Origin of the sequence: Actinoplanes couchii (assembly GCF_016862075.1) — a bacterium.
Taxonomy (GTDB): Bacteria; Actinomycetota; Actinomycetes; order Mycobacteriales; family Micromonosporaceae; genus Actinoplanes; species Actinoplanes couchii.
The window spans coordinates 1-19,567 of the sequence record NZ_BOMG01000125.1 but is presented as its reverse complement, the minus strand read 5'-3'; the positions used below and the strand labels follow the sequence as shown (position 1 = coordinate 19,567).

19 protein-coding genes are annotated in these 19,567 nt (G+C 69.1%); 10 read left to right on the top strand and 9 right to left on the bottom strand.

The features are described 5' to 3' along the window. Positions 1-30: 30 nt before the first annotated feature. Positions 31-900 carry a helix-turn-helix transcriptional regulator gene (locus Aco03nite_RS48515; protein WP_203809252.1) on the bottom strand — a complete coding sequence of 290 codons (870 nt, stop codon included), beginning with the start codon at positions 898-900 and terminating at the stop codon, positions 31-33. Between the two features lie 122 nt (positions 901-1,022). Here Aco03nite_RS48515 and Aco03nite_RS48510 point away from each other — a divergent pair, with 122 nt between their 5' ends. From Aco03nite_RS48510 to Aco03nite_RS48495, 4 genes are all read left to right on the top strand, one after another. Continuing rightward, a complete protein-coding gene (locus Aco03nite_RS48510; protein ID WP_239146052.1) occupies positions 1,023-1,907 on the top strand; it encodes an oxidoreductase in 885 nt (294 codons plus the stop codon). Continuing rightward, positions 1,908-2,729 (top strand): hypothetical protein, encoded by an 822-nt coding sequence (locus tag Aco03nite_RS48505; RefSeq protein WP_203809248.1) that lies wholly within the window; start codon positions 1,908-1,910, stop codon positions 2,727-2,729. Between the two features lie 260 nt (positions 2,730-2,989). After that, complete coding sequence (locus Aco03nite_RS48500) at positions 2,990-3,316, top strand: DivIVA domain-containing protein (protein ID WP_203809246.1); 327 nt, start codon at positions 2,990-2,992, stop codon at positions 3,314-3,316. 84 nt (positions 3,317-3,400) lie between these two features. Further along, the gene (locus tag Aco03nite_RS48495) at positions 3,401-4,225 is read left to right on the top strand and encodes a GNAT family N-acetyltransferase (RefSeq protein ID WP_203809244.1); all 825 of its coding nucleotides are present in this window, start codon (positions 3,401-3,403) and stop codon (positions 4,223-4,225) included. A 112-nt stretch (positions 4,226-4,337) separates the two neighbouring features. Here the strand turns inward: Aco03nite_RS48495 and Aco03nite_RS48490 are convergent, their stop codons facing one another. Then, positions 4,338-5,921, bottom strand: a complete 1,584-nt coding sequence (locus tag Aco03nite_RS48490) for a cellulase family glycosylhydrolase (RefSeq protein ID WP_203809243.1) — start codon at positions 5,919-5,921, stop codon at positions 4,338-4,340. 90 nt (positions 5,922-6,011) lie between these two features. Then, positions 6,012-7,397: an MFS transporter gene (locus tag Aco03nite_RS48485; RefSeq protein WP_203809241.1), complete on the bottom strand. Its 1,386-nt coding sequence runs from the start codon at positions 7,395-7,397 to the stop codon at positions 6,012-6,014. Positions 7,398-7,498: 101 nt separating this feature from the next. On the opposite strand from Aco03nite_RS48485, the gene Aco03nite_RS48480 reads away from it, so the two are divergent. Beyond that, positions 7,499-8,092: a TetR/AcrR family transcriptional regulator gene (locus Aco03nite_RS48480; RefSeq protein ID WP_203809239.1), complete on the top strand. Its 594-nt coding sequence runs from the start codon at positions 7,499-7,501 to the stop codon at positions 8,090-8,092. Positions 8,093-8,250: 158 nt separating this feature from the next. After that, entirely contained in the window at positions 8,251-11,688 is a 3,438-nt protein-coding gene (locus Aco03nite_RS48475; protein WP_239146051.1) for an ATP-binding protein, read from the top strand. Here the strand turns inward: Aco03nite_RS48475 and Aco03nite_RS48470 are convergent. Both Aco03nite_RS48470 and Aco03nite_RS48465 read right to left on the bottom strand, forming a co-directional pair. Next, entirely contained in the window at positions 11,655-12,083 is a 429-nt protein-coding gene (locus Aco03nite_RS48470) for a response regulator (protein WP_203809237.1), read from the bottom strand. The genes Aco03nite_RS48475 and Aco03nite_RS48470 overlap by 34 nt on opposite strands. A gap of 107 nt (positions 12,084-12,190) precedes the next feature. After that, entirely contained in the window at positions 12,191-13,225 is a 1,035-nt protein-coding gene (locus tag Aco03nite_RS48465; RefSeq protein WP_203809235.1) for a GGDEF domain-containing protein, read from the bottom strand. A 182-nt stretch (positions 13,226-13,407) separates the two neighbouring features. Here Aco03nite_RS48465 and Aco03nite_RS48460 point away from each other — a divergent pair, with 182 nt between their 5' ends. Beyond that, positions 13,408-13,818: a DUF4190 domain-containing protein gene (locus Aco03nite_RS48460; RefSeq protein WP_203809233.1), complete on the top strand. Its 411-nt coding sequence runs from the start codon at positions 13,408-13,410 to the stop codon at positions 13,816-13,818. An 11-nt stretch (positions 13,819-13,829) separates the two neighbouring features. On the opposite strand, the gene Aco03nite_RS48455 is transcribed toward Aco03nite_RS48460, so the two are convergent. Next, positions 13,830-14,681, bottom strand: coding sequence for a helix-turn-helix transcriptional regulator (locus tag Aco03nite_RS48455; RefSeq protein WP_203809231.1), 852 nt, complete (start codon positions 14,679-14,681; stop codon positions 13,830-13,832). A 231-nt stretch (positions 14,682-14,912) separates the two neighbouring features. On the opposite strand from Aco03nite_RS48455, the gene Aco03nite_RS48450 reads away from it, so the two are divergent. Together Aco03nite_RS48450 and Aco03nite_RS48445 are read left to right on the top strand one after the other, a co-directional pair. Beyond that, the gene (locus tag Aco03nite_RS48450) at positions 14,913-15,764 is read left to right on the top strand and encodes an SDR family NAD(P)-dependent oxidoreductase (protein ID WP_239146050.1); all 852 of its coding nucleotides are present in this window, start codon (positions 14,913-14,915) and stop codon (positions 15,762-15,764) included. Positions 15,765-15,781: 17 nt separating this feature from the next. Further along, positions 15,782-16,789 (top strand): hypothetical protein, encoded by a 1,008-nt coding sequence (locus Aco03nite_RS48445; RefSeq protein WP_203809229.1) that lies wholly within the window; start codon positions 15,782-15,784, stop codon positions 16,787-16,789. On the opposite strand, the gene Aco03nite_RS48440 is transcribed toward Aco03nite_RS48445, so the two are convergent. The 3 genes from Aco03nite_RS48440 to Aco03nite_RS48430 form a co-directional block, all read right to left on the bottom strand. Next, entirely contained in the window at positions 16,778-17,350 is a 573-nt protein-coding gene (locus Aco03nite_RS48440) for a GIY-YIG nuclease family protein (RefSeq protein WP_239146049.1), read from the bottom strand. The two genes, Aco03nite_RS48445 and Aco03nite_RS48440, sit on opposite strands and share 12 nt — an antisense overlap. 201 nt (positions 17,351-17,551) lie before the next feature. Beyond that, entirely contained in the window at positions 17,552-18,691 is a 1,140-nt protein-coding gene (locus tag Aco03nite_RS48435; protein WP_203809225.1) for a hypothetical protein, read from the bottom strand. Then, a complete protein-coding gene (locus tag Aco03nite_RS48430; RefSeq protein ID WP_203809223.1) occupies positions 18,688-19,002 on the bottom strand; it encodes a calcium-binding protein in 315 nt (104 codons plus the stop codon). Before Aco03nite_RS48430 ends, Aco03nite_RS48435 begins: the two co-directional genes overlap by 4 nt. Before the next feature lie 413 nt (positions 19,003-19,415). Between Aco03nite_RS48430 and Aco03nite_RS48425 the strand changes: the two genes are divergently transcribed. Then, the gene (locus Aco03nite_RS48425; RefSeq protein ID WP_203809221.1) at positions 19,416-19,556 is read left to right on the top strand and encodes a hypothetical protein; all 141 of its coding nucleotides are present in this window, start codon (positions 19,416-19,418) and stop codon (positions 19,554-19,556) included. Positions 19,557-19,567 lie beyond the last annotated feature (11 nt).

Genomic DNA, 19,567 nt, shown 5'->3' with positions numbered 1-19,567 from the left:
CCCGGCCCCGCGGAGGGACGCTGAAGCAGGTCAAAGGGCATCACCGACTCGTGTGGCGTGCAGGGTGGCCAGCAGCTGGAGACGGTCGGCGTCGGGGCCGGAACGGTCAGCGGTGTAGACCACCATCACCGGCCCCGGGCTGCCGGGGAGTGGATAGGTGTCCCAATCCAGCACGATGTCGCCCACCCCGGGCACCCGGAACGTCTTGCTGCCCCGCACCGACTCACGGACGTCGTGCCGCGCCCACAACCGCCGGAACTCGGCACTGCGGATCGACAACTCGCCGACGATCGCCGTGGCCCGCGGATGGGTGGGGTCGGCGGCGACCGCGGTGCGCATCATCCCGATGTACTCCAGGGCCTGGGTCTCCCAATCCGGGCAGGTGCGATCGCCGGTCAGGGTGTCCTCGAACATCAGCAGCAACATGTTCAGCCGCTCCGGTGGCAGGTCACCCGGACTGCCCAGCAGCGCTTCGGCCATCGGATTCCAGTCCAGCACGTCCAGGTGCCGGCCGAGCACGATCGCCGGGGTGTGCAGCGCCCGCAGCAGCCGCCGGGTGCTCTCCGGAACCCGCTCAGGCGCCCGGTCGACGGTCACCGGCGCTGGTCGCCGAGCGGCCCGGGCCAGCGTGAACAGATGCCGGCGCTCCTCCTCGTCGAGCACCAGCGCGGCCGCGATCGCATCCAGCACGTCGTCGGACGGCCGCACCTCCCGCCCCTGCTCCATCCGCTGGTAGTAGTCGGTGCTCAGCCCCGCGAGCAGCGCCAGCTCCTCCCGCCGCAGCCCCGCCACCTTGCGCCGCCCACCGGGCTCCAGCCCGACGTCGCGTGGCCGCAGCCGGCTGCGCCGGGCTCGAAGGAAGTCACCGAGCTCGCGTGCGAACGGATGCGTGCTGTTCATGAGGCAAGTCTGCCTCGCTCCGGGCGTACGAAGGTAGGACTGGTTGTCCTAGGCAAGCGAGTACGACGGGCACTCGCCGGACCCCTCCTAGCGTCATGGCTCCCCACTTCCGAGGAGCTGAGATGAACAACCGCATCGCCGTCGTGACCGGCGCGAACTCTGGGCTGGGCCGGGTCACCGCGGCCACCCTGGCCGGGCAGGGCGTGCACGTCGTCATGGCCGTCCGCAATGTGGCCGCCGGCCGTGCGGTGGCCGGGCAGATCAGCGGTTCCACCGAGGTCCGCGAGCTGGATCTGGCGTCGCAGGCGTCGGTCCGGGAGTTCGCCGCCAAGCTGACCACGGACCATCCCCGGCTGGACCTGCTGATCAACAACGCCGGAGCCGTGCTGCTGGGCCCGCGCCGCACGTCGGTCGACGGCTTCGAGCTGCAGCTGGCCACCAACATGCTGGGCCATTTCGCCCTGACCGGCCTGCTGCTCCCGGCCCTGTCCGAGGCCCCCGCCGCCCGCGTGGTCAGCCTGAGTTCGATCACCCACAAACCCGCCACAATCAACTTCGACGATGTGATGTACGAACGGAATTACAGCGGCAGTACGGCGTACGGCCGATCAAAGCTCGCCACCACCATCTTCGGCGTGGAGCTGGACCGCAGGCTGAAAGCGGCCGATTCCCCGGTGATCAGCGTGCTGGCGCATCCCGGCATGACCCGCACGAACCTGACCCCGCGCGCCTGGGAGCATCTGGGCCGCCGGGGCCGGATCCTGGCGTGGGTGGGTCTGCTGGCCACCCAGTCGGTGGAGCAGGGCACCCAGCCCCAGTTGACGGCGGCGACGGCCCCCGGGGTGAAGGGTGGCCAGTTCTTCGGCCCGCGCGGCCCGTTCGAGATGTTCGGCAACGTGACCGAGGTGCGCCCGAGCAGTGAGGCCGCCGACCCGTCCGTGGGCCGCCGCCTGTGGTCCGAGGCCGAGACTCTGACCGGCGTACGTTATCTGCCCTATCGTGACTGAATGCTGCTGGCCACCGACAGCCCGAGAACCCTGGGATCCGAGCAGGGTTCACGCCTGAGTTTCAGCCGGCCCGAGAACCAGGCCCGAAGGGTCCTGACGGTGGATGAAGCCCCGGCGTTCGAACTGAGTTTCTGGTGCGGCACATGCCAGTTCCTGTTCGAACGTCTGGAGGGCGCCACAACGACGTTCTCCGGCTCTCCGGACCACCCCACCGTCCAACCGGGCCCCGGCTTGGACGAGGCAGCGATCTCCCGTTTCGGCGAACTCCTGCCGAGGGCCAGCTACCAACCCCTGTTGCTGCAGGTGAATCCACGCCTGATCCACCCCGCAAAGCCAGGCGACTATTTCGCCGAGGAACAGGTGGCAACGTGGGGCGTCGACTCGTTCTGGGGCTTACCGACATATCCCAGAACCCAGTACTACCGAACCTTCGAAACCCGGGTGAGCAGTGACGCCCACCTGTACGAGTTCGTGGTCCCGATGGTCCCACCGTCGTGGAACGACCGTGCCCGGGTGGACGCCTACGCAGCCGACCTGGCAGCCGGCGCCCCCGGCACAGCCGTAGCAGTCTCGCTCCTGGACGTTTGCGCCCCCGCTGTGGACCAGGGTTCCGACTACTACACCCACTGGGCCTTGGTCCACTTCCTGTTGGACGGCCACCACAGGATGCAAGCCGCCGCCGAAACCGGCCGCCCACTCCGGTTGCTGTCCCTGTTATCCCTGGAAGCAGGCTTGGCAGCCGCCAGTCAGACAGCCGAGCTACCGACGATCCGGGCCGCGGCCGCCCGACAGCGCCCCACCCCCACAACGCCCGATTCGTAGACACCGGCGACCCGGCGCTCTTTTGTCGTCGATGCCGGGAGTTCCGCGATCTCTCAGAGCGGGGGCCGAGGTGTGCTCTGCAGGTGGCGCAGACAACCTGCCGCACTTACGTACAAGACAATTCCCGCCTCTTGCGTTTGGAGTCATCACGACCGTACAAAAGCGGGATCTTCTTTCCAAAATCAATACGCAAGGGCCCCGGCTCCCCCCAGCCAGGCAAGGTTCTGAAGCGGTTGCCAGGTCAATTTAGAGTGACGGCTATGGATTTTGTGATGGTACTGCGGGGGTATGACCGGAACGAAGTCGACTCGGCTCTTGAGCGGGCCGAGAAGGCTCTGGCCAGTGGGGACGGGGCTCGGTGCCGGGTGGCTCGGGACAAACTCCGGGGGGCCTCGTTCACCGTTGTTCTGCGTGGGTACGACCGGCGTCAAGTTGAATCGGCGGTTCACGGGCTGGCGCTCAAGCTCGATGCGTTCACCGCCAGCCCTACCGGGGATCTGCGGACGACACTGGTGACTCTTCTGGGGCTTTCCGAACCCAGCGATGAGCAGATCATCGACGCGGTCAAGCGCCTTCAGGACCGCTGACGCCGCCCTGATCCCGGGGAACGGGCGCCGAGCGGATGTGCGGTCACAGTAGATCGACGCCACGAGGTGTGATGGGGTGTCAGGATGCTGGATGCGGTTGTCGACGCGGTGGCGGGGTGGCAGCGGCCGGGGATGCCGGTTCAGCTTCATCCGGGTGACCTGGGGTGGAACTGGAGTTTCGGGACGCGGGCACTGACCGATGCCCTCCGGGTGTGGACCGCGAATGATCGGATCCTGGCGGTGGGGCTGATCGATGGCCCGGGGCTGGTGCGGATGGGGATCGACCCGGAGGTCGGTGACGACGAAGGGTTCGCCGCTCGGCTGCTGGACGACCTGGAACGGGACGGTACGACCGTCGTCGAGGCGCGTTTCGGGGACGCCTTTCGGGGGCTGTTGAGGCGACGCGGCTGGACGGATGGGGACGCGTGGTCTCCGCTGGTGCGGGATCTGAGTCAGCCGGTGGAGGACTGCGGGCTGCGGATCGAGGTCGTCGGCGAGCAGTCCGTCACTGATCGGGTTTCGGTGCAGCGGGCCAGCTTTGACAACTCGACGTTCTCCGCGGAGCGGTGGCGGACGATGGCTGCTGCCCCGCCGTACCGGAAAGCGAAATGTCTTGTCGGTTTTGACCTTGCGGGTGTCGCGGTGGCCACGACTACGGTGTGGCCGGCGGGGGCCGGGCGACCGGGATTGATCGAGCCGCTGGGTGTGCACCGGGAACACCGGCGGCTCGGGCACGGGCGGGCGATCACCCTGGCCGCGGCGAGCGCCCCGCGGGAGATGGGCGCGTCCAGCGTGACCGTGTGTACCCCGAGCAGCAATGTCGGCGCCGTGGCCGCCTACGTCTCGGCCGGCATGCGAAGACTGCCGGAGCCCACCGACTTCCGGCGGCCGGCACGGTCACAACCCTGAAAACGGCCGACAGGGCCACGCCGCTGAAAGCGAACGCCACGGAAACGGCCGACAGGGCCACGCCGCTGAAAGCGAACGCAGCCCTGTCTCAAAACGATCAGAACCCCGAGGATCAGCTACAGGTGGCGCCGTTCAGCTTGAAGCCGGTCGGGGCCGCCGAGTTGCCGGTGTGGGTGGCCTGGTAGCCGATCGACACCGAGCCGCCGGCCGCGACCGCGCCGTTGTAACTGGCGTTGACCGCGCTCACCGCACCGCTGGACGGCGAGTAGGTGGCGCTCCACCCGGACGTGATCGTCTGGCCGCTGGGCAGCGTGAACGCCAGCGTCCACCCGTTGATCGCGGTGGTCCCGGTGTTGGTGACGGTGAGCGTGTTGGTCAGCCCGGTGTTCCAGGCGTTGACCGCGCTGGTGACACGGCACGCGCCGGTGCCGGGGTTGGTCGACGGTGACGGCGACGGCGACGTGGGCACCGACGGTGACGGCGACGTGGGCGTGGTGCCGACCCCGGCCATGATCGCGTTGATGATGCCCTGCTGGGTGACCGTGTTGTTGCTGCGGTCGAACAGGCCGAACCCGTGCTGGCCGTTCCAGCCGTTGTCCCAGTACGCGGTGGCCGCGCCGTACTTCTTCGCGGTCGACACCAGGGCCCGCGCGTAGTTCGCCCGGTACGTGTTGCTGGCCGAGTCGTACGTCGTCTTGTCGATCGAACCGTACTCACCGACGAAGACCGGGTAACCGCGCGTGACGAAGGTGTCGTACATCTTCTTCAGCTGGCCGTCCATGAAGTCCTCTTGGCCCCACGTCGACTTCTTCGCCGGGTTGGTGGCGGCCGCGCCCCATTGGGTGATGGTGCCGTCCTCGGTGCCGCTGAAGTCCCAGGGGTCGTAGTAGTGCACCGAGATCATCAGGCGCTGCTCGGCCGCCGGGATCGTCGATGACCGGTACTGATCGGTCGGGATGACGAAGCCGTAATTGCCCGCGGTGTAGTCGATGTTGGTGTTCCAGCCGGGCACCAGCAGCCAGCGCGAGGCGTTGGTGCCGCCGGTCTGCCGGACGGTGTTGACGAAGATCTGGTTGTACGCGTTGATGTTCGAGTAGCACGGCTGGGTCGGGTTGCCGTACTGGCCGTCGAAGTTCTCGTTCATCGACTCGAAGATCAGTTTCTCGCTGTAGCCGGCGAACTGCGTCGCCACCTGCTGCCAGACCTTCTGGTACTTGGCCTGGATGGTGGTCTGCGAGGACGCGTCACAGATCAGCCAGGAACCGGCGACGGACTTGTACCCGTCGCCGTGCATGTTGATCAGAACATAGAGCCCTTTGCCGTACGCGTAATCGACGACCTGTTTGATCCGCGTCAGCCACGCCGCGCTGACCGTGTAGTTCGGGGCCGCGCCGATGTGGTTCAGATAGGCGACCGGAATCCGGATGGTCTTGAAGCCGGAGGCGGCCACCCGGTCGATCAGGGCCTGGGTGATGGTCGGATTTCCCCAGGCCGTCTCGCTGGGCACGCCGTTGTTGCTGGCCTCCAGCTGGTTGCCCAGGTTCCAGCCGGCGCCCATGTCGGCGACCAGCTGGGTGGCGTTCAGGTCGGCCACGACGTCGGCGGCGGCCGGCCTCGTCACGCCGTACAGGGCTCCGGTGAAGGCCAGGGCGGCCGCGAGAATCGCGAGCCCGGCCTTCCGCGGGGTGGACGTCATCGATGTTCCCTCTCGTCGGGGGTCGAGGCCGGTCCCGGGTTTCGGGGATGGGACCGAACTTTTGGGAGCGCTCCCGACATGGTAAATCATCTATGCCTGGGCGAGAACCGGCTCCGGCACCGGGGCGGGGCGGCGGATCAGCAGCAGGACCATGGCGGCGCCGGCGGCGAAGACCACCGCGCTCATCACGTAGCTGATCCGGAACGCGCTCTGGGTCGGCACGGAGAGGATCGTGATGACCAGAGCGCTGCCGACCGTCCCCCCGATGGTCCGCATGATCGAGTTGATCGAGTTGGCGATGCTCGTGTCGTGCGGGTCGACGTGACTGATCAGCAGGGCCGGCATCGCGGCATAGGCCATCGCGGTGCCACAGCTCAGCAGCACGAACGCGACGATCACCTCGGCCCGTCCCTGATGCGCGACGGCGAGCGAGATCGAACTCGACGCCGACGTCACGCAGGCGATGACCAGTACCAGACGGGCGCCGATCCGGTTCACGAGGCGACCGGAGAGCGGTCCGACGATGATGCTGACAGCGGCGCCGGGCAGCAGGAAAACGATGCTGGTCTCCAGCACCGAGGCACCGAATCCGAAACCGGCGGTCTCCCGCGGGATCTGCACCAGATAACTGGTGGCGAGGTTGGTGGCGAACATGGCGAAACCGACAGCCATCGCCGCCAGATTCGTGACCAGAACCGGGCGGTGACTCAGCAGCGTGACCGACACCAGCGGCGCGGCGGTCCGCCGCTCGAAAAGCAGAAAACCGGTCAAAATCAGCACGGCGACCACGAAGAGGCCGAGTACGCCGGGAGAGGTCCAGCCCCAGGAATGGCCCTGTGAGATCGGCAGCAGAAGGCTGATCAGGCCGGCCGACAGGACCGCGGCACCCGTCCAGTCGACGCGCCCGCCGCCACCGGGGCGCCGGGGCAGCGTGCACGCCAGCGCCAGGGCGATCAGGCCGACCACCACCGACACCGCGAACGCCCGCCGGTAGTCGCCGTCGCCCTGGGCGAGCAGCCCGGCCGCGACCAGGGCGACCCCGCCGCCGACACCGAGGGTGGACGCGACGATCGCCATGCTGCCGGTGAGCCGTGCGGCCGGCAGCTCGTGCCGGAGCAGGCTGATGCCGAGCGGGAACAGGCCCATGCTCGCGCCCTGCAGCACCCGGCCGAAGATCAGCCAGCCGATGTCGTGCACGGTGGCCGTGATGACGCTGCCCACCAGGGTGATCAGCAGGGCGGCGATGAACACCGGCTTGATGCCGTAGACGTGCCCGAGCCGGCCCAGCAGCGGGGTGCACGCGGACGCGGCGAGCAGCGTGGAGGTGGTGACCCAGCCGGCCGTGGTGGCGTCGACGCCGAGCTGGTGGGCGATCTGCGGGAGCACCGGGACCGGGATGGACTGGATCATCGACAGCAGGAAGCTGCTGGCCGCGGCTGCGATCAGCAGCATCGTCGGCCGCGGGGGCGGGTTCATGTGCGTCATGCTAAGCCGTAGAATTGACGTGGCGTCAAATTTTTTGGTCAGGCGTCGAGAATCACAGGGGTGCCGGGGTTCAGATGGGTAAGGTGGCGATCATGAAGCGGCGGACCGGCCCGTCCAAGGGCGACCTGCGCGAGGCGGCGATCCTCGACGCCGCCCGGACCCTGTTCGCCGAGCAGCCGTACGACGCGGTCACCATCGACGACCTGGCCCGCGCGGCCGGCCTGTCGCGGACCGGGTTCTACTTCTACTTCCGCACCAAGGCGGCGGTGCTGACCGCGCTGATGGCCCGGTTCTGGGACGTGCTGGGCGCCTCGCACGTCTGGTTCGACAGCACCGGCCCGTCCCCGGTGCTGCTGCGCGAGCAGCTGCTGGCGTCGGCCCAGCTGTGGCGCGAGCACGCCGGGGTGCTGTCGTGCGCACCGGGCACGGCGGAGGTGCGCGAGTTCAACGCCCGGGTCACCGCCCGCCACGACGAGCGCTGCGCCGAGAAGATCAGCCGCGACCAGCAGCTGGGCACCGCCACCACGACGATCCCGGCGAACCGCCTGGCCGAGATGGTCGGCGCGATCCGGGACGCCCGCTGGTCCCAGATGGCCAACGCCTCCGACGCCGAGCTGGACGACGCCGTCCAGGACATCGCCGAGGCGATTCAACGCCTGGTGTACGGGCCTACGCCGGTGTCGTGACCCGGCCGGCGATCCGACCGGGTCCAGCAGCCACCCGGTCTCGTTGCCGAGCGCTTCAGCCACCGCTGACCCCATTGCCCGGGCATGGACGACGTTGAACGGGGTACGGTAGCGCCGATCGAGTAGGTGCGCGGACCAGAATTGTGTGGTGAGCGGGTGTGACGACCCCACCCGAGGATCTCTTCGCCGGCGGAGGCGAGACCGGGCGCCTGATGGGTGCTCTGGACTGGTCGGCGACCGCTCTCGGCCCGGTCGTGTGGTGGCCGCACAGCCTGCGGTCGGCCGTCCGGATCGTGCTGTCCTCGCGCTACCCGATGCTGCTGCTGTGGGGGCCGGAGCTGATCCAGCTCTACAACGACGCGTACTCGGCGCTGATCGGCGACAAACACCCCGCCGCCCTCGGGCGCGACGTGCGGATCACCCTGGCCGAGGGCTGGGACGTGCTGGAGCCGCTGATCCGCGAGGCGGTCACCACCGGGATCGCCAGCTGGGTGCCCGCCCTGTGCCTGCCGCTGAACCGGGCCGGGTACCACGAGGAGGCGTACTTCAGCGTCTCGCACGCCCCGGTCCGGGACGACAACGGCAACACCGCCGGGGTCCTGACCGTGTGCAGCGAGGTCACCGAGCAGGTCGTCGGCGAACGGCGGCTGCGGCTGCTGCGCGACCTGACGGCACCTGCCATGGGCGGGGCCGGTGCCGACCGGGTGGTCGTCGACCTGTGCGACGTCATCGGCGCGCGCCCGGCCGACGTGCCGTTCGCCGCCGTCTACCTCACCGACGGCGGCATGCTGCGCCGGGTGGCGATGGTCGGCGCGGACGAGCGGGCCCTGCCGGAGACCGTCACCCTCGGTGGTGACGACGACGATCCGTGGCGGCTGCGGACGGCGGCCGAGAGCGGGACGCCGGCGACGGTCCGGGCCGGCGAGCTGCTCACCGTCCACGGCGGCGCCTGGCAGGATCCGGTGGGTACGGCGCTGGCCCAGCCGTTGCCGTCGGCGGATCCGGCCCGGCCCCTCGGGGTGCTGGTCTCCGGGATCAGCCCCAGCCGGCCGCTCGACGACGGCTACCGGTCGTTCCTGCAGCTGCTGGCCCAGCAGTTCGCGGTGGCGGTCGGCAACGAGCGCGCCTATCAGGAGGAACGCGACCGGGCGGCGGCTCTGGCCGAACTCGACCGGGTGAAGACCGACTTCTTCACCAACGTCAGCCACGAGTTCCGTACCCCGCTGACGTTGATGCTGGCGCCGCTGGCGGACGCCCTTGCCGACCACGACGATCCCCTCGGCGAAGCGCAGCGAGCCCGGGCCGACACCGCGTTGCGCAACGCCAACCGGCTGCTCACCCTGGTCAACGAGCTGCTGACTTTCGCCGGGACCGGCTCCGGGCAGGCCGTCACCGAGCCGCGGGCGCTGGATCTGGCCCGGTTCACCGGCGAGCTGGCCGGGGTGTTCCGGGCCGCCGTGGAACGCACCGGGCTGCGGCTGGTCGTCTACTGCCCGCCGCTGCCCCGGCCGGTCGCCGTGGACCCCGGCCACTGGGAGAAGATCGTCACCAATCTGATCTCCAACGCGCTGAAGTTCACCTTCACCGGCGAGATCCGGGTGCTCCTGGAGTCCGATCTGACCGAGGTCCGGCTGCTGGTCAGCGACACCGGGATCGGCATCGACGACGAGGAGTTGCCGCGGCTGTTCGAGAGATTCCACCGGGTCCGGGGTACCCGGGCCCGCAGCCACGAGGGCACCGGGATCGGGCTGGCACTGGTCCGTGAGCTGACCCGGCTGGCCGGTGGCGACGTGTCGGTGGCCAGCGTGTCCGGCGAGGGGACGACGTTCACGGTGGCGCTGCCGTGGGCCGCGCTCACCCCGGTCACCGCCGCCGAGGAGCAGCCGCTCCCGGAGCAGATGCCGGCCGCCGAGGCCGCCGCCGCGGTCGCCGGTGGCTGGACCGATCCCGATCAGGAGCCGGAGGTCGCCGGGATCGGGGTCGTGCGGATCCTGGTGGCCGACGACAACGCCGACATGCGCTCGTACCTGGCCCGGTTGCTGACCGCGGAGAACTGGCGGGTGGAGACGGTCGGCGACGGCGAGGCCGCGCTGCACGCTATCCGCCGGTCCCGCCCGGACCTGCTGATCACCGACGTGATGATGCCCCGGCTGGACGGGTTCGCCCTGGTCCGCCGCCTGCGTACGGACGAGTCCACCCGGACCCTGCCGATCGTGATGCTGTCCGCGCGGGCCGGGCAGGAGGCCGGGGTCGAGGGCCTGTCGGCCGGCGCCGACGACTACGTGGTCAAGCCGTTCGGCGCGCGGGAGCTGATCGCCCGGATCCGCGGCACGCTGAAACTGGCGAACCTGCGGTCCACCGACTCCGGTCCGGCGCCCGCCCCGGCCGGCGCCGTCGAGCTGATCTCCACCGGCTGGGAGCTGGAGCAGGCGTTCCACCTGGCCACCGATCTGGTCCGGGCGATCACCGGCGGGTCCGCCGCGGTCACCGTCCTGGACCGCGGGTCGAAACCACTGTCGTTCAGCAGCGTGTCCACCGACGAGACCACCGGTGACCTGCTGCGGGCCGAGATCGGCGGATCCCCGGCCGGGTTCCGGCGCGGCGAGATCAAGCTGTGGATCGACGAGCCGACCACCGCGACCGGGGCGTTCCTCGCCGCGGCCGCGGACGTGCTCGCCCTGATCGCGCAGAACGACAGGCAGGCCGGGCACGACCAGCACGCGCCGGTGCCGGAGGGGTGGGAGCTGCACCTGGCGCCGCCCCGGGCCGGCGGCTGGACCGACATCGGTGTCACCGGCGACGGCGAACTGCTGCTCAGTGTCGGCGAGACGATCGGGCACGGGCTCGGCGCCGTGGTCACCGCGGAGCTGTTGCGGGCCGCGGTCCGGGCGTACGCCGTCGAGGAGTCCTCCCCCGCCCGCCTGGTCAACCGGTTCTTCCCCACGCCGCCGGACTCCCTGCCGGCCACCCTGATGATCGTAACCGTGGAGCCGCCGACCGGCCGGTTCGCGTGGGCCGGCCACGGGCATCCGGGGCCCGCGCACGTGGGGCCGCCCGGCACGCCCACCCGGAGCCTCGCCGGTGACCTGCTCGGGCACGGCGAACAGCTGGTGCTCTACTCCGGTGACAACGCCGCCGTCACGATCCGGCGCGGGCCGGAGGTCGCCGGGCCGGCCGACACCGAGCTGCCCGATCTGGACGTCACCTGGGTCTATCCGCTGGCGGCCGGAGCGTCGTCGGCGGCCCGGCGGGATCTGCAGGCCACCCTGCCCGACGAGGTGGACGCCGATCTGCGGTACGACCTGCAGGTGGCCGTCACCGAGGCGATCAACAACGCGGTCGAACACGCCCAGCAGCCCAGCCGGCCCGAGGTGCACGTGCGGATGCTGGCCGCCGGTGGTCTGCTGCGGGTCGAGATCCAGGACTTCGGCGGCTGGCGGGCCCGTCCACCGGCCCGGGACCGCGGGCGGGGCGCGATCCTGATGAACGCGTACGGCGAGGTGAAGGTCACCGCCACGTCGACCGGCACCCGGGTCACCATCGAGCGCCGGTGGGTCGCCCCTCAGCCCGGCGGCAGCACCGCGATCTCGGCGTAGAAGCGGCGGATCCGGCGGACCGCGTCCTCGAACGAGTCCAGGTCCATCGGCTTCTTCACGTACGCATTGGCGTGCCGGACGTAGCTGGCGGTGATGTCCGGCAGCGCGTCCGAGGTGGTCAGCACCACGACCGGGATGCTCTTGAGCGCGTCGTCGCCCTTGATCTCGAGCAGCACCTCGTGCCCGCCCATCCGGGGCATGTTCAGGTCGAGCAGCACCAGGTCCGGCCGGGGCGCGTCGGCGTAGTCACCCTGCCGCCGCAGGAACGCCAGCGCCTCGGCGCCGTCCCCCACCCGGCTCACCACGGGCGGCACCGGCTCGGCGGCCAGCGCCTCCTCGATCATCATGGTGTCGGCGTCGTCGTCATCGACGATCAGCACGTGGCCCACGCTCATCGCAGTCGGTTCCCCGTCGGTCGGCGGTACCGGCCCGAACAGCCCGGCTCCGGCAAGCTACTGCACCGAGGACACGATCCGGTCACCGGTCCGCCGGTTCCCGCGTGTCACGCCGCCAACCGGTCGGTGACCAGCGGTCCCACCCGGTTGCGGCCGTCCCGTTTGGCGCGGTACAGGCTCAGGTCCGCCGACCCCAGCAGCTCCCGGCCGGACCGGTTCTCACCCGGACGGGACACCGCCAAGCCGACGCTGACGGTCACCCGCCCGTCCGGGGCGGCCGTGTGCTCCTCGGCCAGGTCCCAGACCGCCCGCCGGATGCGTTCGGCCACCTCGACGGTGTCGTCGCCGGCGACGATCACCGAGAACTCCTCGCCGCCGTACCGGGCCGCCACGTCCCGGTCGCCGATCGCGCCGGCGATCGCGCCGGCCACCGACCGCAGGCAGTCGTCGCCGCCCAGGTGCCCGTAGTGGTCGTTGTAGCTCTTGAAGTGGTCGACGTCCACCATGATCACGCCGCCCGGGGCGTCGTCCAGCTTCTCGTCCAGGCGCCGCCGGTTCGCCAGCCCGGTCAGCCCGTCGGTGCGGGACTGGTTCTCCAGCCGGGTGTTGGCCTCGGCCAAGGCCCGGGTGTCGTCGTCGATGCGCTGCCCGAACGCCTGCCGGATCCGGTACAGCACGAACCCCAGCATGATGCTGGTCAGCGCCACCCCGACGGACTGCAGCGCCAGCCGCCCCTGGACACCGGCGGCCATCTGCCCGGCCAGCGCCGTCAACGGCAGCAGCACGATCATGCCGCGGGACTGGCGGGCCGGCAGCATCATCGTGCCGTAGATGATCGCCGTCATCATCGCGGCCGTGGACAGCAGCGGGATCTCCGGCGTCAGCCAGCCCCAGACCACGTTCACCACCGCGCACATCACGATGGACGCCCAGCGTTCCAGATCCCCGGGGGTACGGCGCAAGGCGATCCCGGTGACCGTCAGCAGGATCGCGGTCAGGGCCATCCACCACCGGAACGGCCCGGTCAGCAGCCATGCGCCGACCGTGTAGATCGGCACCGTGGCACTGCTCAACAGGGCGACCCGGCGCTCAGCGGTAGCCACCAGAGCCGCCGAGGCCCTGGGGGCACGCGCATCGTTCATGCCCGGTCACTTCGGCCGCCGGGGCCACCCGCCCCAGCGTTCACCGGATTGCAGATCGGTAGCTTCCCGTCCAGGTCAACCGAAAAGCTCGTTGTGGCCGCCGATCGACCGGGCGGGCGGGCCGGTTCGCCCTGCCTACGGTTAGATGCTCGGCAAGCGCACAACCTAAGGACAATTCGACGATGAGCTATCCCCCGCCCGGGCAGCCCGACCCGTACGGTCAATATCCGCCACAGCCCTACCCGCAGCAGCCGCAGTACCACGGGCATTATCGGCCGTATCCGCCTCAACCTGGTTATTACCCGCCGATGCCGATGGTCGTACCGACGTCCGGTCTGGCTGTCGCGTCCATGGTTCTCGGGATCATCGGGATCTTCGGCGGGTTCTGCGCCTTCGGGGTTCCGTGCCTGATCGCGGTGGTCCTGGGGCACATGGCGCTGCGGGAGACCCGCAACGGACACCGGGCCGGGCACGGGATGGCGATCGCCGGCCTGATCCTCGGCTACCTGGTGCTGATCCCGTCGATCGTGGTGATCGCGATGGGTGGCATCGGCGCGGTCCTCACCGAGTTCGCTCCGTCGATGGCCCCCTGAAAAGGTTCTCCTCAGGCTCCGGCAAAGCTGTCGGAGCCGAGGACGGCCAATAACGCCAGCTTGTCGTAGCTCTCGGTGCCGGGCGTGGCCGTGAAGATCAGCAGAGACTGTCCCTGATCCGGGTCGAGCAGCGTCTGGCAGAACAGGTCGATCCGCCCGACCTGCGGGTGGACGAACCGTTTGGCGTTGCTCCAGCGCAACCCGATCTCCTGCCGCTCCCACAGCGCGGCGAACTCACCGCCGGATCGCTGCAGTACGGTCACCAGCTCGGCGGCCGGCGAGCCCAAGCCCTGGGCGGTGCTGACGGCTCGCAGGACCGAGGCGTACACCCGGCTGTGAAGCTCGTGATCGTCGGGCAGGTAGCGGGACCGGGACGCCGGGTCGGTGAACCACCGGAAGAGCGCGCTGCGGGCCGGGCCGGTGTAGCGCGTCTCGTCGCCGAGCAACGCCACGGCCGGCGGCGTCTGCAGCAGCGTCTCCCCCATCGGGCCGATGATCTGCGCCGGGGTGTCCTGCAGCCGGTCCATCACCCGCAGCAGACCCGGGCTGATGTGCGCGTCCCGCAGATGCCGTGGCTGGCGCGGGTGCCCGCACAGCTGGAACAGGTGATCCCGCTCGTCCGGGGTCAGCCGCAGGCCCCGGGCGATGGCCGCGGCCATCTGCGGTGACGGCTGGGAGCCGCTGCCGCGTTCCAGCCGGGCCAGGTAGTCGGCCGACATGTCACACAGCTCGGCGACCTCCTCCCGCCGCAACCCGGACGTCCGCCGCCGCGCCCCGCGCCGCAACCCCACGTCCTCGGGTTGCAGGGCTTCCCGCCGGCCGCGCAGGAAGTCGGCCAGGCCGTCCCGGTCCAGTGCTGTCATGCGTCCATCGTCCGGCAGGTGGGCGGCGTTATCCACGCCCTGCCATTCAGTGGCTCGGTGGGTCCTTCATCCGCGCCCGCTCGGGCCCGTCTACTGGTTGCCGACCCCTTGGCGGCCGGCCCTTCCACCAGTCGCCGATCTCCTTGGCGACCGGCTCCTCTGCTGGTCGCCGATCCTTTCGGCGGCCGGACCTTCTGCTGGTCGCCGACCCCTTTGGAACGAGGACTTCGCATGACCAGATGGACCGCCAATCAGCTTCCGTCCATGACCGGCACGACCGTGGTGATCACCGGTGCCACCGGGGGCATCGGCCTCATCACCGCCCGCGAGCTGGCCCGGGCCGGCGCCACGGTCGTGGTGGCCGCCCGCGACTTGGCCAAGGCCCGCCGAGCCGTCGCCAATATGCCCGGAAATTTCGTAATTCATCAGCTTGATGTGGCCGACCTGGATTCGGTGCGCGCGTTCGCCGACTCGTACACCGGCCCGATCGACATCCTGATCAACAACGCCGGGGTGATGGACATCCCGCAGTCCCGCACCGCCCAGGGTCTGGATCTGCAGACCGCGACGAACTATTTCGGCCCGTTCCTGCTGACCAACCTGCTGCTCCCCCGCCTGACCGACCGGGTGATCACGGTGGGCAGCCAGCTGCACCGTTTCGGCAGACTGCGCCTGACCGACCTCAACTGGCAGACCACCAAATACAATGGCCTTTCCGTGTACGAGTCGTCGAAGCTGGCCGTCGTGTTGTTCTCCCTGGAACTGCAACGCCGCCTGACCGAGTCGGGAAGCCCGGTCCGCTCAATGGTCGCCCACCCAGGAATCGCCAGAACCGCCCTGGTGAGCCATTCCCCACTGGGTTTCATCAACCGATTCCCACTGTTCGTGCAGGACGCCGAAATGGGCGCGCTGCCCCTGCTGTATGCGGCGAGCCAGGACGTGCCCGGAAACGCCTACGTCGGCCCGGGCGGCCTGTTCAGCTTCACCGGCTACCCGAAGGTCCGCAAACCGAGCCGCGCAGCCCGGAACCCGGCCACCGCTCGCGCCCTGTGGCAGGCGACCACCGGCCTGACCCACCTGTAGGTCTTACGCTGCCCCATTTGCCGCTGCCACCCCGAATCCGCCTGGACGACCCGGAATTCTGGCGCATCTATCTGTTCGAAGAGGATCCGTCCGAAGATGCGCCGATCGTCGTGGAGTTTCCGGTGGGTGGCGACTATGCGCTGGTTCTCGACATCGCGCTGGACATTCCACAGATCAATCTGGAGATACGCGTTCCCGACAGCGCCGAGAAGCTGGAGCTGGCCTGGGATGATCAGGTGAACTGGCATCCGGACGCCCTGCGGTGGACGGAGTTGGACCTGATCGCCCGGGCCACCGCCAGGCTGGATCCCGTACTACGTCATCCCGGCCCGGTACTGGCCCTGGCCTCCCGTTTCGTGATCCTGGGCCCGGACACCGACCTGGACGCGGTCACCCCACTGATGGACGCAGCGGCGGGCCCGTCCCGAACCCGCGACTGGCGGCACCGGGCCGACGGCCGCCACAACGGCATCACCTGGGCCAGCAACGAAGCCGGCGCCTGGACGGTCGAGCAGGACGAGTCGAAGTACACCGACCGGGCCCTCTACAGCACCCGAACCCCGAACGGCGACTTCCCGTTGGCAGCCTGGCAGCAGCTGCTGACCGCCGCCGAGTCCACCTTGGCGACGGCCACCGCGCTTCCCAACGGGGCATGGGCCGACGAGGAGCACACAAAAGCCCCCAGAGGTTCCCTGATCGCAGCCCGTTCCGGCCCCAGCCCACTCCAAAATTCCCGCCGTCACCTGCTGAAACTACGACTGCCGACAGACAACCGCCCGGAGTCGTACGCCCAGGTAGTAACCGCCAACCTGGACCACACACTCCGTACCGCAGACCGGGGCCGCGCCGAATCCAGCAGCTACATCATGATCCCGGGCGAGGGCCGGCTATCCGCGGCGGTGACCATCACCGTCATCGACGACGTCGAGGCCGCGCTACCCCTGATCCGCGAGGTCCTGTCCCGCCACGACGCCGACCCGAGATCCCACCTCTCCCACAACGGCAACCAGCTGTCACTGCTCTGATTCAGCGATGTGGGCCTGGATGATCGGCGCGGCTTCCCGGAAGGGGATGTCGAAGAACTCCCGGTCCTTCCGGATCCGATAGGGAGCCAGCAGCCGGTGGATCTCGGCTTCGACGGTCTGCGCCCGAGGAACCGCCCAGACGGCACGCGCACCGTACGGCACGAGCACTCCGGTGGCCCGGTTGATCTCCTTGACCCGCTCCTCGACGGAACGGTCCGTGTACCCGATCTTCAGAACATCGGGCTGTTCCCGGGTGGAGAGGATGTAGACGTACCCGACGCCATCGGGTTCCGCCTGTTCACCGGCGAGGTATCCGGTGAGCCGGCCCAGCCCACCGGAGTTCCGAAAGGTGGTCACACCATTGGTCACCCAAGCCATCTCCCGATCCCGCAGCCCGTTGCGCAGGCTGGTGAGCCCATTCGCCGCCGCGGACGCCGCCCGCCGGCTGGGCCGCCCGAGCTGCTGCCAAACGGTGAACCAGTCCCACTGATCCTGCCGATGGGACCGATTGAACAGCCCTTTGACCACCGAGATGTCCTCAAGGGCGGCGACATCGGCCATCCCGGGATTCTCAACGCTCCGCAGCACACTGCGGGCCGAGGCGACCCGTTCCGCCTGCACATGGGGTTTGACCGGCGCCATGCCAAACCCCCACTTCTGCTCGTACCGTCGCGCCTGCCTGCTGTCATCCCTCACAAGATCATTTTCCCAGACCCCACGTGTGGCCGTCGCGGCGAGCTTCTCCGGAGCCGGACAGCCAGTTCAGTCGAGCCGGGCCCGGTCGAAACGGTCGATCAGGCTCGGCTTACGCGCATGACGTTCCCGCAGCCGAGCCATCTGCTCCGCGTACTCGAAGATCTCGCCCTCGCGTACCGCCAACGCCTGAAGATCCAGCAGCAGGACCACCGCAGCGTCGTAGTCCTTCGGGCGCTTCGTCGCGATCAACTCGTCCACCTGGCCCCAAACCCGAACCGGGTTCCGCGCCAGCTCATTCAGCCGCTGCGCTCGGTCCGCGGTGGCCGCTTCCTCACGGCGTGTGCGTTCGGCCGTCTCCTTCTCGCGGGCTCTCTGCTGCCGCACGGCCCAGCGATCTTCAGCAGCGGTGAGCAGCTCTCCGGCGGTCCGGGGCTCCCCTGCCGGGTTCTCCTGCGCCGTACCGTGGAACTGCCGTAACAGCTCCGACCGCAGCAGCCCCGCCTCACCGCGCAGTAACCGCACCAACACCTCGTCCTTGTCCGCCGTAGGCAGTCCCTTCACCCATCGGCGGAGATCAGCGGCCGACGGCGCCCTTTCGGTCAGCGGCCGGCTCACCACTGACGCCACGGCGAGCAGGTCGCTGTCGATTCGCAGGAAGTCGGCCAGCGCCTGCAACGGCCCGCTCAGCTTCGCCAGTCCCGCAGGGACCGGAGGCTCCGCCTCGTCATCATCCAGCTCCCGGTTCTGCACACACAGCAGCCAGGCCAGATACAGCAGCCGCCGGTCACCGCCGGCCAGCTCCGCCCGAACCGGCACGATCGCCGCGAGCCGCTCCTCCTCGTCCCACCACTCCTCGTCGCCGTCCTCATCCTCACTGCGAAGATCCAGGACCACGTGTGTACGGGTAGCGAAAGAGCCGGCCGAATCCCCGACACAGAACCGCGAAGCCGTCGCCGGGTCCAGCACCGTTCTGGGCAGCCGCAGCATGAACCGCCGTGAGCCCCAGTTGGCCAGATACAGGTGAGCGTCGAAGTACCGCTCCATCCACTTGGCCGGATCAGCCTTCAGATCACCCCACTGATAGTCGTTGACAAAACTCGACGACGTGATCCGCCCCCGCGACGACACCGCCCGTAACTCGCCCTGCTGCTTGACGGTCAACGCCTGATCAAGCGCCACGAACTCGTAGTACTGGTACTCGCTCACGAGCCGGCCACCCACCACCGGTACGCCTCGATCCACTGCACACCATCAGGTAAAGGATCCGGCAACGGAAGATCCAGAATGCCAACAGCCTGCCGCAGCCGCCCACGGTGACAAATCGCCACGATCCCCGACGACCGCAGATCCACCTTCCGGACGACTACCGGCACTCCAAGGACCTCGGCGTCGAACGGCACAGCCAAATTGTCCTGGATCATGGCGAAGAGGCCACTGAGCTGCTCATGCTCGTCATAGCAGTCCACCACCGCTTCGGCCACCAAGGATTCGAGCTCAGCATCACTGAACGAAGACACCTGCGCAGGATAGAGAAGCGCCCCCGGCCTCCCGTCTGCAGCCGACAGCAGCGCCAAATGCCAGGCCGACGGATCACACGCAAGATCAAGCAGGGCGGGCAGAACTCGAACCCGCGACCGAGGGATTATGAGCTAGGTACTTGGCAGGTTTAACGGCACCGAGCAATACCGACGGGTGCCTATCTATCCAGGTAGGCACCCGTCTCGGTAATTACGAATCCGATCACATGCCAACGGGTCCGCAGACGTCCGGGCACGCGGCGGGCACGTAGCTAACGATGGTTTCGGCACATCGGCAGCCCGTTCGGCGCGCACAACGTGGCGCGCACGGGCGGGTATCGGGCACACCGTCTCCCACCCGCCGGATCAGGCCATACCCAAGCCGAGTAGAGCAAGACCTTGAACTCCCGCCGATGGAACAGACGCAGCAGATCCTCGCCTCCGCGATCGTCCTCGACGATGGTCGGGTCGGCTTCCACGTCATCGACGGCGAGGAGAGCGAGTGCACCGAAGTCGACAAGGTAGCCGACCGGGAAACCGACCTGGACGATTGAGGAACGGCCCT